The 16,622-nt window shown below is 63.8% G+C and carries 13 protein-coding genes; 3 read left to right on the top strand and 10 right to left on the bottom strand.

Annotated elements, in window-relative coordinates; genetic code table 11:
* Together AX756_RS20135 and AX756_RS20130 are read right to left on the bottom strand one after the other, a co-directional pair.
* A partial coding sequence (locus tag AX756_RS20135) for a pyridoxal phosphate-dependent aminotransferase (RefSeq protein WP_068316182.1) occupies positions 1–1,025 on the bottom strand: 1,025 nt, incomplete at its 3' end.
* A complete protein-coding gene (locus tag AX756_RS20130) occupies positions 1,022–1,681 on the bottom strand; it encodes a TetR/AcrR family transcriptional regulator (RefSeq protein ID WP_156461581.1) in 660 nt (219 codons plus the stop codon). The genes AX756_RS20135 and AX756_RS20130, both read right to left, overlap by 4 nt.
* 215 nt (positions 1,682–1,896) lie before the next feature.
* On the opposite strand from AX756_RS20130, the gene AX756_RS20125 reads away from it, so the two are divergent.
* Positions 1,897–2,727 carry a glycosyltransferase gene (locus AX756_RS20125; RefSeq protein ID WP_068316176.1) on the top strand — a complete coding sequence of 277 codons (831 nt, stop codon included), beginning with the start codon at positions 1,897–1,899 and terminating at the stop codon, positions 2,725–2,727.
* Here the strand turns inward: AX756_RS20125 and AX756_RS20120 are convergent.
* The 3 genes from AX756_RS20120 to AX756_RS20110 form a co-directional block, all read right to left on the bottom strand.
* A complete protein-coding gene (locus AX756_RS20120) occupies positions 2,724–3,935 on the bottom strand; it encodes a glycosyltransferase family 4 protein (RefSeq protein ID WP_068316173.1) in 1,212 nt (403 codons plus the stop codon). The two genes, AX756_RS20125 and AX756_RS20120, sit on opposite strands and share 4 nt — an antisense overlap.
* A gap of 129 nt (positions 3,936–4,064) precedes the next feature.
* Complete coding sequence (locus AX756_RS20115) at positions 4,065–5,177, bottom strand: NAD(P)/FAD-dependent oxidoreductase (RefSeq protein ID WP_068316170.1); 1,113 nt, start codon at positions 5,175–5,177, stop codon at positions 4,065–4,067.
* A 25-nt stretch (positions 5,178–5,202) separates the two neighbouring features.
* Entirely contained in the window at positions 5,203–6,624 is a 1,422-nt protein-coding gene (locus AX756_RS20110) for a mannose-1-phosphate guanylyltransferase/mannose-6-phosphate isomerase (protein ID WP_068316167.1), read from the bottom strand.
* A gap of 185 nt (positions 6,625–6,809) precedes the next feature.
* On the opposite strand from AX756_RS20110, the gene AX756_RS20105 reads away from it, so the two are divergent.
* Complete coding sequence (locus tag AX756_RS20105) at positions 6,810–9,680, top strand: carbohydrate binding domain-containing protein (RefSeq protein ID WP_156461580.1); 2,871 nt, start codon at positions 6,810–6,812, stop codon at positions 9,678–9,680.
* Positions 9,681–9,757: 77 nt separating this feature from the next.
* Positions 9,758–10,717 carry a glycosyltransferase family 2 protein gene (locus AX756_RS20100; RefSeq protein WP_231701112.1) on the top strand — a complete coding sequence of 320 codons (960 nt, stop codon included), beginning with the start codon at positions 9,758–9,760 and terminating at the stop codon, positions 10,715–10,717.
* Between the two features lie 11 nt (positions 10,718–10,728).
* On the opposite strand, the gene AX756_RS20095 is transcribed toward AX756_RS20100, so the two are convergent.
* Genes AX756_RS20095 through AX756_RS20075 form a run of 5 tightly spaced genes read right to left on the bottom strand, consistent with a single transcriptional unit; the run spans position 10,729 to position 16,621 of the window.
* A complete protein-coding gene (locus AX756_RS20095; RefSeq protein WP_068316159.1) occupies positions 10,729–11,715 on the bottom strand; it encodes a glycosyltransferase family 2 protein in 987 nt (328 codons plus the stop codon).
* Positions 11,712–13,292, bottom strand: coding sequence for a hypothetical protein (locus AX756_RS20090; protein WP_068316156.1), 1,581 nt, complete (start codon positions 13,290–13,292; stop codon positions 11,712–11,714). The genes AX756_RS20095 and AX756_RS20090 overlap by 4 nt, the downstream gene beginning before the upstream one ends.
* A gap of 59 nt (positions 13,293–13,351) precedes the next feature.
* Positions 13,352–14,164, bottom strand: a complete 813-nt coding sequence (locus tag AX756_RS20085; RefSeq protein WP_068316153.1) for a WecB/TagA/CpsF family glycosyltransferase — start codon at positions 14,162–14,164, stop codon at positions 13,352–13,354.
* A 31-nt stretch (positions 14,165–14,195) separates the two neighbouring features.
* Complete coding sequence (locus AX756_RS20080) at positions 14,196–15,047, bottom strand: nucleotide-binding protein (protein ID WP_068316150.1); 852 nt, start codon at positions 15,045–15,047, stop codon at positions 14,196–14,198.
* Positions 15,048–15,058: 11 nt separating this feature from the next.
* The gene (locus AX756_RS20075; protein WP_068316148.1) at positions 15,059–16,621 is read right to left on the bottom strand and encodes a GumC family protein; all 1,563 of its coding nucleotides are present in this window, start codon (positions 16,619–16,621) and stop codon (positions 15,059–15,061) included.
* Position 16,622 lies beyond the last annotated feature (1 nt).

Below are 16,622 nucleotides of genomic sequence, written 5' to 3'. Positions count from 1 at the left end.
GAGGGACTTTCCGGGGGACAGGTCACAGCGAGGACATCCCGAGCGCCGAGACGTCGAGCAGCGCGAACATTCCGGCCTGCGGGCGGTGCACGCCGATCTGCGAAACGCGTGACGAGAAAATCGGCCCGCCGCGCAAGCCGTTTGCGCATGTTGGCGGCAACCTCGGAAGGGGCGGCAACGGCTTCGGCCGTCATGTCGGCAATGAAGGGCTGGTTTCCGAACAGCATCGTCTCGGCGACCGGCAACAGCCGCGCGGTGAACTGTTCCGAACCCACGCACCAGCCTGAGCGGAAGCCCGGCGCGGCATGGGATTTGGAGATGGAGGTGGCGACGATGGTCCGCTCGGCCAATTTCGGCAGATCCAGCGGCGAGGCAAACGCGACACCGTCGAAGACAAGCTCCTCGTAGACCTCATCGGACAGGATCCAGAGATCGTGGGCCCTGGCCACCTCGCCGATCTCGGAAAGGTTTTGCCGCGTCAACACCGCGCCGGAGGGGTTATGCGGCGTATTCAGAAAGATCGCGCGCGAGTGCGGTGTGATGCGCGCAGCGATGTCTTCCGCCGAAATCCTGAAACCGCGTTCCGGGCGCAACGGCACCGGAACCACCCTCGCGCCTGTCGAGGAAATGACGCCCTCATAGGTCGCGTAGAGCGGATCGCCGACGAGCACCTCGTCTCCCGTCGTGGCGATGCCCGCCATCGCGACAAACAGCGCGGTCTGCGTTCCGGGAAAACAGAGCACCTGCTTCGGTGTGATCGTCCGCCCGCTTCGGGCCGTGTAGCGCGCGGCCAGCGCCGCCAGCAAATTCGCTTCGCCACGCCCGTTTGAATAGCCGGTCCGGCCGTTCCTGAGCGCCGAAATCGCCTTGTCCACGAGAGCCGGTGGTGTCGGAACATCGGGCTCACCAATGGTCAACGCAATGATATCGCGCCCCTCGGCTTCCAATGCGCGGGCCCGGATATGCACATCCCATTTGGCGCTTCCGAGCCCGGCCAGACGTTCGGTGATCGGCGCGTATCTCATGGTGTATCGTTCCGCGTATTCAGCAGGGGCAGTCCGGTGAGCCTACTCACCGATTGCAGACCGATCTGGACAACTTCATCGGTCGGCAGGATATCGGGCAAGGCAGAACTTTCGAGCCAAAGCCCGTCCAGCACCGCGTTGCAGGCGAAGGTCAACCGGGTGAGTTCGATCTGGGAGGGCGTATGGTCGGCCTCCAGAAGCGCGGCCCGTAGAACGGTTTCGAGTTGCAGGCGAAAATCGCGATAGCTCTCCAGATGCACCTGCCGCATGGCGGGCTCACGCCCGATCTTCTCGATGAATGCCGCCCAGAGCTGCACTTCCTGCGCGCCGGTCACCGGGGGCGACAGGGTCCGACGGATGAACTCGGCCAAGCGTTCCACGGCGCTGCCACGCTCGGTGTCGCTGGCCTTCGAGCTGGCGCGCTGCATGACGGTCATGTGATGGGCATAGGCTGCGCAAACGAGATCCTCCTTGGAGGCGAAGTAATGCCGGATCAGGCCGGGCGTGACCCCGGCCTCCGACGAGATGGCGCGCACCGACGCTGCCTCGACCCCGCGCGAGGCGATTACCCGCAACGTTGCTTCCATAAGCTCCACCCGCCGCTTGTCGGGATGTTCACGGCGATAGCTTCGGCGTTTTTCAGGTGCCTTCGTCAAGCTGACCTCTCATTGTTATACGTTCGTATAATAAAGAGAGACCCGCCATTGACAACCCGATCGCCCGCAAGCTGCCCAAGGGCAGGCCGGATCTCGAAGGAAATTGGGCAGGCTGCCCCCGGATCGGGCGGGGTGTGTGCGGGCCTGGAACGGGCTTTCGCCCGGCTTTGGCAAAGACTAGGGTCGCGGAGAAACCCGGCTTCTGGCGCGTGCCCATGTTCAATGCAATCATCCCGGCCCACAACGAAGAGGCCTATATCGGGCCGACCCTGGAGGGCCTGCTGGAGCAGGACGGTGGCGCGCCGAAAGCGCTGCGCGTGATCGTGGCCGCCAATGGGTGCAGCGACCGAACCGCCGAGATCGCGGCCAGTTATGCGCCGCGTTTCGAGGCGCGGGGTTGGGAATTCGTGCTGCTGGACATTCCCGAAGGCGGCAAAACGGGCGCGCTCAACCGCGCCGATGCTGCCGCCGCACCAGGCCCGCGCGCCTATATCGACGCCGATGTCATCTGTTCACCGACGCTTCTGGGGGAGTTGGCCACGATCCTCGACACAGAAGTGCCACGCTACGCCTCCGGTCGTTTCACCGTCGCCCCGCCGTCCAGTTGGGCCAGCCGGCACTATGCAAGGCTCTGGCTCAGGCTGCCCTTCATGGCCAGCGGCGTTCCGGGCTGCGGGCTGTTCGCGATGAACGAAGCCGGACGCGCGCGTTGGGCGGCGTTTCCGCCGATTATTGCAGACGACCTCTTTTCCCGGCTGAATTTCGCGCCCGACGAACGGTTCCGGGCTGAGGCGCCGTTCTCCTGGGTGCTGGCCGAAGGCTTCTCGGCGCTTGTTCGGGTGCGCCGGCGTTGGGACGAGGGCAACCGGCAGCTCTTCGAGCAATTCCCCGATCTTTCGCGGAACGAGGAGAAGGCGCCGGTTCGCCTGCGCGATCACGTTCGGCTCCTTCTGGGCCAACCGGTCAGCTATGGCGTCTATGTCGCCGTGGCGCTGGCCAGCCGGACAGGAATTTATGACCGTGGGAGTTGGGCGCGCGGGCGCTAGGCTGCCTCGTCCGGCTTAGGCAGGATCACATCCCGCAGCCGGGCCGCATTTCGCGCCTGATCGTGGCGTTCTAGCACCCGTCGCCGCCCTTCTTGCCCAAGCGCGGCGACCTGTTCGGGGCTGGCCCGCAAGCAGGCGCGCGCGGCCTCTTCCAACGCATCCAGATCACCCGGCGGCACGATCCAGCCGCAGGTTTGGTCCAGCAATTCGGGAATCCCCGCGATCCGCGTCGAGATGACCGGGCAGCCAAGCGCCAGCGCTTCCATGATGACGACGGGCAACCCCTCGGCAAGGCTTGGCAGCAGCATGGCCTGCGCGCCGTTCAGCGCGGTCCGCACCTCCTGCTTGGTGCCCCAGCCGGCGAGGCGGACGTGCTTTTCGACGCCATGCCGCGCAATGCTGGCCTCGATCTCGGCCCGGTCTTCGCCATCACCGATCAGCAGGATTTCCAGCTCGGGAAAATCGGAGGCAAGCCTGCGGGCAAGTTCGGGCAGCAGGATTTGCTGCTTGGCCGCGCAAAGCCGCCCGACACAGACAAGTTGCTGGTTTGTGACCGCCTCCGCTCGCAGGGCGAAAGCCTCCGGATCGATGCCGCAACCGACGATATGGGTTTTGTCGGCCACCCAGTCGCCGCAATGGTCGATGATGAAATCCCGGCAATACTCGGTGATGGCAATCACCGCCTGCGCATGACGGGCCTTCAGCGCGAGTGCATTGCGTGCCGGTTCCACAAGCTCGTCCGGGCCATGCACGGTAAAGCTGTATTCCGGCCCTCCCATGCGCCGCGACAGCATGGCGACGGCGGCGGAATTGGTCGAGAAGTGGACGTGGACATGGGGTGTCCCGGCGTGCGTCGCGCGCTGTTTGAACCGGACCGCTTCCAGCAAGTAGGCCGCGTTATGGATCACCCGTCCGCGCGCCGCGCCCACTAGCCGGGCCGAACCGCCGATCGCTTTCGCCAACCCCACCGGATTGCGCACGAGTTCGGACAGAAAACCGCCCAGAAGTGCGACCGGCCCCGCGGTCAGCAGGTAGTCGGTCTGCTCCTGTTCGGCGACATCCAGTGGCTCGACCAGGTCCTCGTCCCATGGGCGGATTGCGTACCGGAGGACCGGCCCAAGGCCAGCAGCTTCATGGGCGCGGATCTCCTCGCGCACGAAGGTCGAACTCGTCATCGGGTAGGTATTCATCAGATAGGCGAGTGTCATGACCGGGCCGGCTGTTTCAGGGCTTGCCGCCGCAGGAAAGGGCCCCGCAAGGGGGAAATCAATGCCAAACCGGGAAGATGCGTCCAAGCGCGGCGGGGAATGGGGCGGTCGGCAACAGGTTTCGCCCTCTCAGGCCTGCAACAGGGCCTCCACATGCCGGGCGATGGCCAGTGACGCCGTCAGTCCGGGGCTTTCGATACCGTAGAGGTTCACCAGCCCCACAATCTCGCCGCCCCGAATGTCGAAATCCGCCGCAGCCGCGCCAGGGCCGGCCAGCTTCGGGCGGCAGCCGGAATAGTCGGGGGCGAGGCTTCCCGACGGCAGGCCCGGCCAGTAGCGGCGAATGGCGCTGTAGAAACTCTCGGCGCGCGCCGGATTCACGCGGTAGTCGACTTCCCCTTCCGACACGCCGTCGGGCAGCCATTCGACATCGGGGCCGAAGCGCAGGTTGCCTGCGAGGTCGAGCGTCGCATGCACGCCCAGCCCGCCATCCACCGGCGCCGGGTAGACCAGCCGCGAGAAGGACGATTTCCCGGTGAACCGGAAATAATTGCCCTTGGCCAGCCGGTAGCGCGGGACCTGTTCCGTGGAAAGGCCTGTAATGCACAACGCTACCGCAGGCGCGCTCAACCCGGCGCTGTTGATGAGCCAGCGGCTGCTGAGCGTCATCTCCTCCTGGCCACCAATGCGAACATCGAACCCGTCGCGCCGGGGAACGGCACCGAGAAAAGGGGCGCGGCAGGCGACATACCCGCCGCCGGCTTCGACCTCGGCGATCAGGGACAGCAGGAATTGATGACTGTCAAACACCCCCGTTTCCGGAGAGAGCAGGGCACCCGTGACCGATAGTTCGGGTTCCAAGGCGGCGACCTCTGTGCGCGACAGCATGCGCAACCCTTCGACGCCATTCGCCTCTCCGCGCGTCCGCAGCGTCTCCAGCGTGGAAAGCTCCGCCTCGCTGGTTGCGACGATGATCTTGCCACAGCGGGAATGGGAGATTCCACGCTCGGCGAGATACCCGTAAAGCGACCGCCGTCCCTCGATGCAGAGTTCGTGTTTCAGGCTCCCGGTCGGGTAGTAGAGGCCGGCATGTATCACCTCGCTATTGCGCGAGGATATACCTTCGCCCGGATGCCCGGCGGCCTCCAGCACCAGCACGGATCGACCGGCCCGCGCAAGCCGCGCCGCGCAGGCCAGCCCCACCGCACCCGCGCCGATCACCACTGCGTCGAAATCCGTCATAAGCCGCCCAGTTTGCGCCCGCCTGTCAGCCGCGCCCGTAGACATCCTCGTAGCGAAGGATGTCATCCTCGCCGAGATAGGAGCCGGTCTGCACTTCGATGAGATACATCGGCAGCTTGCCCGGATTGGCCATGCGGTGCACGGCGCCGAGTGGGATATAAACCGACTCGTTTTCTGTCACCAGCTTGGTTTGCTCGCCGACGGTCACCTCCGCCGTGCCGGAAACGACGACCCAGTGTTCGGAGCGGTGATGGTGGCTTTGCAGGCTGAGCACGCCGCCCGGACGCACCATGATCCGCTTCACCTGGAAACGCTGGTCGATGCAGAGCGTTTCGTACCAACCCCACGGTCGGTGGAAGCGCGGATAGTCGTCGGCCTGCGGGGCACTGGCCGCCCGCAGCGTCGTGACCACGTCCTTGACCTCCTGCGCGCGGCACTTGTCGGCCACCAGCACCGCGTCGCGCATGGCGACGACGACCATGTCCTTCAGGCCCAGCCCGACGAGATGCATGTTGTCTTCCTCGGAGCGCAGGTAGCTATTCGCGCAATCGATCACCGTAACGGCTCCATTGGTGGAGACGCCGTTCTCGTCGGGGCCTTCCTCTTTCCAGAGAGCGTCCCAGGAGCCGAGGTCGGACCACTTGCAGGTCAGCGGCACGGCCGAAACCTTGTCGGCCTTTTCCATAACCGCGTAGTCGAAGGAAATGGCCTCCGCCGAGCCATAGGCGTCGAGATCCAGCCGGAACAGGTTGAGATCCTCGGCGCCTTTCTCCAGCGCGGCCCTGCACGGGGCGAGCAATTGCGGTGCGCAGGCCTCGAACGCGGCGATCACGTCGCCCGTGCGGAACAGGAAGATGCCACCATTCCATAGGTATGTCCCGGCCGCCAGGAAGGCCGCGGCTGTCTCCGCGTCGGGTTTCTCGCGGAAGGAGGCCAACGCGATCGCCGCGCCCGAGCCGTTGGGCTTTGCCGTGAGCTCTAGATAGCCGTAGCCCGTCTCTGGACGGTCCGGCGTGACGCCAAAAGTGACCAGCGCGCCGCTCTGTGCCGCGTCGACGCCCTGCTGGACGCTGGCGAGGAAGGCCGGAACATCCGCGATGACGTGATCGGACGGGGCAACCAGCATCAGCGCATCCGCCCCTTCGTCGCGTTCCAGGATCAGCGAGGCGGTCAGGATGGCAGGTGCGGTGTCGCGCAGGCAAGGCTCGACGACAACCTGCGCGTCCAACAGGCCGATCGCAGCGGCTTGCTGTGAGGCCATGAACCGGAAGGTTTCGTTGGTCATCACCAGCGGATGCCCGAAACCCTCCCCGCTCAACCGGCGCAACGTGCTCTGGTAGAGGCTCTCCGTGCCGAGAAGTTTCGCGAATTGCTTTGGATAGGTCTTACGCGAGGAGGGCCAAAGCCGCGTGCCAGAGCCGCCGCAAAGAATGACCGGATGAATCATGATATGTCTCCTCGCCACCTGTACCGCTCTTCGGCGGCATGTCTCTTTCTTGATGCCCGAGTTGCAGCACGATGTCATGGGGGGAATGCCCGGGCAGTTTCACTCTTTTTTCAAGCCTCTGGGCGAGGGATAGTCTGAACCGGAAGATGAACCGGGAGGGATCCGATTTGAATTGGCGTCTGCGCATGATCATTTGGGCGGCTGTGCTGTTTCTGGCAAGTCTGCCCCGCGTTGCGGGAGCGGCTGAAGATATGCGCGAGCAGGCCCATTTCGTGGTCGGGCAGGAGGTCGTCGCGCCCGCGGTGGGCCCTTTCTCGGCAACCATAGGAGCCTTCGGCAACGGGCACTTCCTGATGCCCGGCGGCGGGTTCGAACCGGTTGTTTTCCGCACGATGTTTCAGGCTTCGGGGGGGGGCGAAGACAGGATCCTCGCCTCGACGGAGACGCTCTCCAACAGCGACAGTTGGCGCAACGGCGCTCTCGATGGCGCCGATGTCGAGGTTTTGCGGATCGAGAATGGCGCCTTTCGGTCGGTCCGTCAGGGCCGGATCGCGCAAGGCGGTTACCGCGTGGCTGGCTGGACGCGACTCAACCCGGGCAAGGTGGTTCCGGGCGAGCAGACGCAGGCGCTCCTGTCCTTCCCCACCTGGTACCGTACCGGCGTCCCCTACTACTTCACAGTTCGTGCCGTCGGGTCCGACGGGGGCCTTTCCGAGCCTGCGGACGCCGCTGTAGCGCAGCGGACGCTGGCATTGCCGAAATCGGGCAATGCCACCCGCCTGACCGGAGTGGCGGCGCGTTCGGATGCGGTGTCGGAACGTTTGCCGACGCCGCGCGGGCTGCGCGCGCGGGAGTTGGAGACGGGCGAGATCGAGCTGCAATGGGAGGCGGTCCCAGGGGCTGCGGGCTATGCGCTCTATCGCTCGGACGTGCCTCCCGAGGCGCATCTCGATGCCTATTTGCAACTTGAAGAGGCCGGGGCGCGCATCCGGGAGGGAGATCTCGTTCTGCTGCGCACGCGTTTTTTGCGCGCCGAACGAAAGAACCTGCTGAGCAATCGCATCTGGGACAGCGGCGAGCCGCGGCGCGACTTCATCCCGCCGCTTGTCCGGAAATGGTCGGACGAGGCCGGCGGGGGCGACTGGCGTCTGGTGCCGCACCCCGTCGATACGCCCGTTCCGGACGCCGGCGAGACCCATTTGCGCGTAATGCTTGGGGAGAGCGAGCGTTTCGCGGTCGGTCGTTTCAATCATTCGGGGCTGGCGCAGTCCTGGTATCCGGTGCTGGAACCCGGCCGACGCTATCGGTTCGAAGTCTGGATGCGGGGCAAGACGCTCCAAAGCGTCCGGTTCGAACTCACCGGGTTTCATGCCAGCGTGGAGGGCGGGGCCTTTGCGCCGATCCTGTTTCGCCTGACGCCCCAATGGCGGCGCTACAGCGCGGAGTTTTCCGTGCCAGTCGCGAACCCGGGCCGGGGCGCAGGTCGGATGCAGATCGTGCTAACCGGGCCGGGGGAGTTCGACATCGACAATTTCCGCGTCACCCGCGCCGATGCGCCTTATCTGGCGTTATTGCCGGAGGATGAGGAACGGCTGGCCGCCTCTGGGATGACGTCATTGCGAACGCATGGTTTCGTCCGCACCGGGCGGAGCAGCTACGACCTCGCGCAATTGACCAATCCCGCAGGCGCGAGCAGCGGGACCGAAGGCGGCAACACCTTGCCGCAGGTCCTGGACGAGTTCGCACGGCTGAGCGTCGATCCCTGGCTGCAGATCGAGCCGCACCTGACGGAGGCGGAATGGCTGGGCCTTGCCGAGTATCTTGCCGCACCTTTCGATCCATCCGTCGACACTGCCGCCCGGAAACCATGGGCGGCCCGGCGCCATGCGACGGGGCAAGGCGTTCCCTGGGCCGAGAAATTCGAGCAGATCACGTTGGAAATCGGGAACGAGACATGGAACGGTCTGTTTGCACCTTGGGTGTTCCCGCGGATGCAGGACGCGGTGGATGGGCAGCGCTACAGCGCGGGCGAGGTCTATGGTCTGTATCAGGAATACATCCTCTCGATCCTGAAGCGCAGCCCCTATTGGGAGGTGCTTGCCCCGAAGCTCCGGCCGGTTCTAGGCGGGCGCGCCGGCTTGGGAGATTGGGCCGGCTTCCGATACGGCGGGGAGGCAGCACAGCGCTCTGACGGCTCCGGCGTGTTGACCCATGCGGGCTATATCGGCGGATGGGAGAGCGGTAGCGCGCCCGGAGATCCAACGGCCAACGGGCTATTCAGAGTTCTGACCCATGTTCTGCAGACGGGCCTCCCGCAAGCCCGCTCTCAGATCGAGGCGGCGGCCCGGATCGGTGAGGCGCGCGGGCAGGCGCCGGAAACGGGCATGTACGAAGCAGGACCGGGCTATGTACTGGATGGGCTCAACGGGCGACGGGTAAGCCCGGAGCAGGGTGCCGCGCAGGAACTGGCGATGAAGAGCAAGGCGGCGGGAACCGCAACGCTGGACAGCTTTCTCGCCCGCGCACGGCTAGGCATGGTCGAGCAGAATTTCTTTCTCTATGGCGATGGCTCGCACTGGTCGTCCCATCGCCGTTGGCAGCATGGCGGGCAGATCCTTCCGGCCTGGGAGTTGCTGGCATTGTTCAACCGTATCGGGACGGGCGACATGCTCGCGGTGCGGACTCTGGACGTGCCAGTGGTCGATCTGCTGGGGGAGAAAGGCCGCGAGTCCGTGCAGGCTGCCCCATTGGTCGATGCCTATGCCACACGTTCTGGCGACCGTGTGACGCTGGTGCTGGTATCGCGTCGTGTGCCGGGGCTCGCGGATACGAAGGACGACGGCGTGACGCGAGTCACGCTCGATTTGCCCTTCAAGACCACGCAACGTGTCACTCGGATCTCGCAAAGCGGGCAATGGGATAGCCATAATCTCACTTCCCGAGAGGTAACGTTGCAGCGCGAGGACGTGCCGCCCGGCTCCGTGCTTCCGCGCTTTGAAGTCGCGGAACTGCCGCCCGGATCGACGGTTTTCTATGTCTTCGAAGGCGTGGAATAGGCCAAAGCCGCGATTGGGCTGGAAAAAACATCGGAAATCTGGTTCTCCCTTGCGCGATCTTGCGAAGAGGAAATCCAGTGGCTTCGACAGCGCAAATCGGAATTGTCGTGATCGGTCGCAACGAGGGCGAACGTTTCCTGGCCTGCCTGAAGTCCTTGGCGGGCTTCGACGGCCCGCTCGTCTATGTCGATTCCGGCTCGACCGATGGTTCTGTCGCTGCAGCCCGGGACGCGGGGGCGTCCGTTGTGGAACTGGACATGGCCCGCCCCTTTACCGCGGCGCGGGCGCGCAATGCCGGGCTGGCGGTGCTGGTCGATCAGGGGAAGCCCGAATTCGTACAATTCATCGATGGCGACTGCCAGCTTGTTCCCGGCTGGCTTGAAACCGCTTCGGATTACCTCGCGACGCATGAAAACGCCGTCGCGGTGGCCGGGCGTTTGCGGGAATGCCACCCGGAGAAAAGCGTCTTCAATCGGTTGTGCGATGCCGAGTGGAAACAGCCGGCCGGACAGGTCGATGCCATCGGCGGAATTGCCATGATGCGGCTGGACAAGGTTCAGGCCGTGGGCGGTTTCTGCGAAACCCTCGTGGCGGGGGAGGAGCCGGAGCTTTGCCTGCGCTTGCGGCGTGAGGGCGGCGAAATCTGGCGGCTCGAACAGGATATGGCCCTGCACGATGCTAACATGACCCGGTTTTCCCAATGGTGGCGCCGTAGTCGACGGGCCGGGTATGCCTATGCCGAGGGCTGCGCCATGCACGGGGCAGGGCCGGAACGACACTATGTTGCCGAGCTGGGTCGCATCCTGTTCTGGGCCGGCCTGTTGCCGGTGGTCATCCTCGCGCTTGCTCTGATCGGCGGGCCATGGGCGCGTTACGCGCTGGCGCTCTACCCGTTACAGGTTCTGCGGCTCGTGCCGCGGGGTGGGGCGGAACGGGCGTTTTTCCTGACGCTTGGGAAATTCCCCGAGATGCTCGGGGTGCTGGAATACTGGGTGGCAGGTCAACTTGTTGGAGCGCGAAAACGCTACGAAAAGTAACGAAACATGCCTCAGTCCGGGCGCCAGCCCGACAATAGGGGACGCAACACAGACCGCCATGTATCCGAAATGAAGCGCTCGGGAAGCCATGGCTTTCGCCCGCGCAGTCGGCTGTGAAGGTGGTTCAGACCCGCTCCGAGAATGACCGCACAGCCATTGGCGACGGCGCCGGCTCGACCGAGGCTGCGCAAGGAATAGAGCCGGCGCGATGCGTACCAGTATTCGGGGCGGCGGCGCAGTCCGATCTCGCTGCCGCGCAGCGCGGTGGCCGCGCCCTCGATATGGATCACCTTCGCTTCGGAAACGTGCCAGCACTGCCAGCCCGCCCGGTCGAGGCGGCGCATCAGGTCGACCTCCTCGTAATAGAGGAAATAGCCCGGATCGAAGAAGCCGACCTGTTCCAGCGCGCTGAAGCGCAGCATCACGGCAGCGCCCGTAACCCAATCGACCGGACCTGTGTGCAGATCTGTTTCCATCGGAATCCGCCAGCGCCCGAGCAGGCGGGTAATTGGTCCGAAACTCGCGGCTTCGGCGAACTCGCCGGCAATGGAGGGAAAACGAAAGGCCGCCGCGCTGGGCGTTCCGTCCTCACCGATCAGCCGCGCGCCCGCCGCGCCGGCGTCAGAATGCGCGCCCATGAAATCGGCAAGGATCGCCATTGCGTCATTGGCCAATTTCGCATCGGGATTAAGGAGAAAGACCAACTCGGGCGGCGCTTCACGGCTGGCCAATTCGCTTAGGACCACGTTGTTGCCGCAGCCGAAGCCGCGGTTCTCGGGTTCCCGGTAGAGCCGCACATGCGAACCCCATCCGCGCGCCGCGATTTCGTCGGCCAGATTCGCCGCGTCGTTTCTGGGGGAGGCATTGTCGAGGAGATGAACCTCGACGCTCCGCGCGCCGTGATTAGACGTCAGAACGCTGTCCACGGCCGCCAGTGCCATACTTGCCGTGCCGTAATTCACGACGATGACTGCGATGTCTGCGGCACCGCCCGTCATGAAATGTCTTTTTCGGGCGAGTTCGGACGCGATGGTTGGAACATGCCCTTTCGGCGCGTGGCCTTTTCGGGCGTGGGTGTCCCGCGCGGTGCCAGTGTGAAAGGCGAGCCTTTGGCGTTGGGGCTGTCATAGACGGAGCGGACACCCGCAGGCGAATACAAACCGGAAGCAGCGGCCTTTCCTGCCGGCGCAGTCGAGTTGGCGCCAGGTTTTGTTTCCCCCAGCAAGTGCCGTTCCAGCCGTCCGGCCAGCGCTCCAGCCATCATCCAGGTGATTGGCAAAAGACCGGAATTCGGCAAAAGGTCAATCATGTTGGCGCAGAGCAGCAACGTGAGGGCAATTGTCACGCCATCCGGTGGATGGCTTTTGCTGAACCAGGCGGTCAGCAGCACTGGCATGCACAAAAGGCCGAAAGTCGACAGGTAGAGAGCCCACCCGCCGTGGCCGAAGAGGATGACCCATGCGCCGTCCGTGATGGATACGTCGCGCCCGTCAGCGTCATACACGCGCGGGCGGCCCCAGCCGCCCCAGCCGAAGAAGGGTTTCTGGTTCGCCTTGGCCAGCAACGCATCTTCGTTTTCCACCCGGAAACGCAACGATGCCGCTCTTTCCGCGTCAATGTTTTGTGCGATGCCCGCGATAGGTTCGATAGGAACCAGATCATTGCCGCGCATGATCGGGTAGCTCAGAGTAGCTGCCGCGACGGCGGCGGCAAAGAGAAGCTGAAGCCGGGCCGGTGCGATCAGGACAATTGGTGCAAAGAGAAGGGCGCTCGCGAAAGCCCCGAGTGACTTGCTGAAATACAGGGCCACGAAGAGGAAAAGCGACGCGGCAATGAATTTTCCCTGATTATCCTTGGCCAGATACCGCAGGCAGGCCAGCGCGCCAAGAAAACCGAGCGCCAGGAAAAGCGACAGCACCAGCCCGTGATGGAGGAAAACCAACGGCCGAAAGCCGCCTTCGCGCATGTGCTGAGCGAAGGATGCCGGGAAGAAGCCGTAAAACGTGCGGTTGAGCTGCGGAGACATGCGCACTTCGTAGAGCGCCGGAAAAGCATAGATCACGGCGGCGATGACAAGCGTGAGCAGGAACAGACGCTGCGCTTCGGCTGTGGCCAGCACCTTGCGCGCGATCAGGAACGGCAGGAAGACGATGATCTGGTTCAGGATCGAGGCAAGCCCGTCATAGAGCTGCAACCCCGGCAGAACCCGTGGACCGTAGAAGAGCGGTTCGCTGTTGAGCAGGACCGTCACCATAGAGCCCACAAGAGCGCCCAGCATGCAGAGCCTACTCCATCCGGCCCGTGGCAGCCAGCCGGGGCGGATTGCGGTGTCCGTTTTCGCGAACAAGCCGGGGCGCGACGCCGAAGCCATGAGCAGCAAGGCCGAGATGATACCACTGAGTCCCTTGTCGAAACTGGGCAGCATGGGCAGGTCGATTTCGACCTTGGCGGGAAGGAGAAGAAAGGCACAGATCAGGGCCGCGGAAACTCCAGCGGCGAGCGGCAGGCGCCGGAAGGCCAGGAAGGCAATGGCCGGCCAGGCAAAGAGCACGATATAGGCGACGGTGTTTGGCATGACCCCGACCTTCTACCCCCCGCCGGATGGGTGGCCGAGGTGTTTCTGGGTTCTGTTCCTCAGCAACGCTCTTCCATTCGACGTTGTTTCAAGGCCGCGCTCGCCAGGCTTGGCAGGGCAGCGGCGCAACGCGCGTAACGCGGCGCGAGCCGGCGCGGGTTCGAAACCATCCGCCAGGCCCACTCAAGGGCCAGCGCGCGAATGAGGGCAGGGGCCCGGACCTGTTCGCCAGAAATGAAGTCCAGACCGGCGCCGATGGACAGGAATCCCCGATCCGGGATTCTTTGCCATGCCCTGACGGCAAAAATCTCCTGTTTGGGCGCGCCGAGCGCCAGCAGCCACAAACGCGCGGGCGAGCGCGCCATCTCGGCGATACAGGCATTGGCCCCTTCCCCCGAGGGATCGAAGCCGTCGGGAGGCGCGATCCGCGATGCAACGTTGAGGCCGGGATAGCGCCGCTCGAGTTCAAGGGCGGAACTTTCCAGGCTGTTCTCCGTGGCGCCGAAAAATCCGACAGGAATGCCGGTTCGGGCAGCTATCTCGGCGATCGGCTCGATCAGCTCGGAGCCGGGAACGAGGTTTACCGGGCGGCCGGACAAACGGGACAGCCAGACAATAGGGTTGCCATCGGCAACGATATGGCTGTGGCCGGAATAAGCTTGCCGAAAAGCGTCGGATTGGCGGAGCTTCACCAGATGGTCGAGATTGACCGTCGCGGCCGCGAACCCCTTGCCCCCGACAAGCAGGCGTTCGAAATCGGCAAGCAGATCGGCGGCGGTGGCATGGGTCAGCGGCACCGAAAACTGAGTGCCCCCCTTGAGCGGCAAGGCCACGCTGGGCGGCGCAAGTCTACCCTGTACCGGGCTTGCCAAGCTACGTTTTCTCCCGTTCGTTTCCTGCGGTTCAGGAATAGTAATACTTGTTGTCATAGCCATAGGCGCCTCCCGTGTGGCGGCACTTGTTCAGCACGATCCCCATGACCGTGGTCAATTCGCCGAGCTGACGCAGCGCGACTTCTATCTGTTCGGTCGTCGATTCCTCGGCGGCCACCATCAGCAGCACAGCATCGACCTTGCTCAGAAAACCGAAATTGTCGTCGGTAGACATCATCGGCGGCAGGTCGATAAGCACGAGATCGGGATCGAACTGCTCGGTGATCTCGGCAATCCGTTCTTCCGTCTGGGCACTTTGCAGCAATTCCGATGGCCGGTCCGAGGGACCGTTGTTGAAACCTATGGCGACGTTGTTGCCCAGGCGACGGGCATGGTCCGCGAAGGGAACGCGCCCCAGCAGGACATCTTCCATGCCGGTCTCGATCTTCTGACCCATCATGCCGGCCAGTCGCGGGCGGCGCAGGTCCAGGTCGAGCAGCAGCATGTGTACTTCCGGCTGGTGAGAGAAGGCGAAGGCCAGGTTCGCGGCGGCAGTCGTCTTGCCGCAGGCCGCCGTCGGCGAGACGATACCGATGTGGCGCCAGCCATTCTGGCGCGCCTGGTGCAGGACCCGCGTCCGCAAGAGGTCATAGGGAACTGCCTGCGAAGCGCCCTGGTTGGACATCAATCGAAGATCCTTGAGCGCGCGGGCATTCATGTCCACCGATTGCAGGCCCTGCCAGATCTCGTCACGGCTGGGAAGTTGTTCCACCGTCTCGGGCAGGAAGCCGACATCCGTCAGAGGACCGTTGTTCGCACGTTCCTTGAGTACCTCGGCGCGCTGCTCGCGGGCTTTCTCGATGGCGGTTTGCAGTCTGTCCATCTGCTTGCTCCTTACCAGCGCACGCCAAGACGGTTCATGACCTTGTCCGCGACAAGGTCCAGTGGCATGTAGAATTCGTGAACCGCCCAGATCGCGGCGGGTATTCCGACCAATATGGCCAATATCACAAGGACCCTGACCCCTCGGTCCACCACAATCTGCTGGCTTGTGCGCACATAGGGAATGGTCGCGATCGGCATGACGTCGAAACGGGCAACGATGTCCTCGGGGCGGCGCGGGGTGCGGTTCATGAATTCCAGCAGGTAGACAAGCGCCAGGCCGGCCAGGATGCCGACGCCCATACCGGCCACGGCCAGTTTCTTGCGATCCGGTTTGGTCGGTTCGACCGGAACGGCCGGTGGTTCGATGACCGTGATCCGCTGTCCGCGCGACATAAACTCGATACGTTCGCCGGTATTGGCACGGCTCAGGTTGCTGACGGCCTCGTTATATTGCGTCTGGATGTTCTCGTAGTCGCGTTCCAGCGCCTCCAGCGCAATTACGTTGGCCGGGGTCCGCTCGATGGCAGTTCTGTTGGAATCCATCTGGGCTTCGATATCGCCGCGTTGCTCTTCGAGCGTGGCGATCTTGGAATCGATATCGGCCAGTTGGATGTTCAGCATCAGGCTTTCGCGCGACTCGATTTGCTCTGCCAGGGCCGCCTCGTCGATATCGCCGGCCTCATGCTGCTCATCTTCTTCCAGCTTGGAGATGAGAGCCCTGATGTGACGGACCTTCGCGCTGTCTTCGGCATAGACGGAGCGGGCTTCTGAAAGATCCTGGTGCAATTCGCTCAAGCGCACCTGACGCGGACTGAGCTGGATCGTAGCCTTGTTCGGGTCCGCACCGATCTGCCGCGCCGCCTCGTCCAGGCGGATCAACTGGGTCCGTTGGTTGTTCAGGTCGGAAATGTCGGTTTCCACCCGGGTCAGCCGGTCCTGCAGGCGGGTCTGCTCGGACATACGGAAATTCAACGTCTCCGGCAGGGCTGCGGCGTTGCGGTTCTTGAACTCCAGGATCTGTTCGCTTTTCACGTCCAGATCCTGTTCCAGGCGCTCGACTTGCTGCTCGAAGAATTCCAGCGTCGTGACGGCGCGTTCGGTTCGAAACTCCGCGGATTGCTCGAGAATGACCGATAGGTAGGAATTCAGCACGCTGGCCGTCGAACGCGCCGAAGGCGCCTCGAACCTGATCGCCATCACCGTCGCCTCGTTGCGACCGGATCTGCGGCTCAGGGTCGTTTGCGCGTGCATGACGCGCACGATCTCGTCCGCACTCATGTCCTGCTGGCCGCGGACGATGAAATTCTCGTTGGCGATTCGCAGCAGGTTTTCCCGCGTCATGAGCCGCTGTTCGATGATCTGGAGCTGTTCCATCGCCGATGTCTCGACGGTCGACCGTGCCAGCTCGTCCGGAATCTGGTTCGATTCCACGATCATGCGGACTTCGCTCTCATAGGCTGGCGGAAGCGTCAGCGACACGACGATGGCAATGGCCGAAATCGAGACCGCCACGGCCAGGAACCAATGGAATCGTCTGAAGAAGCGATCCAGGTAGAACTTCATTTCCGACATT

The organism is Aliiruegeria sabulilitoris, from assembly GCF_001558155.1.
Classification (GTDB): Bacteria; Pseudomonadota; Alphaproteobacteria; order Rhodobacterales; family Rhodobacteraceae; genus Tropicimonas; species Tropicimonas sabulilitoris.
The sequence above is the reverse complement of the archived record's forward strand: the minus strand, read 5'-3'. Positions and strand labels throughout refer to the sequence as shown.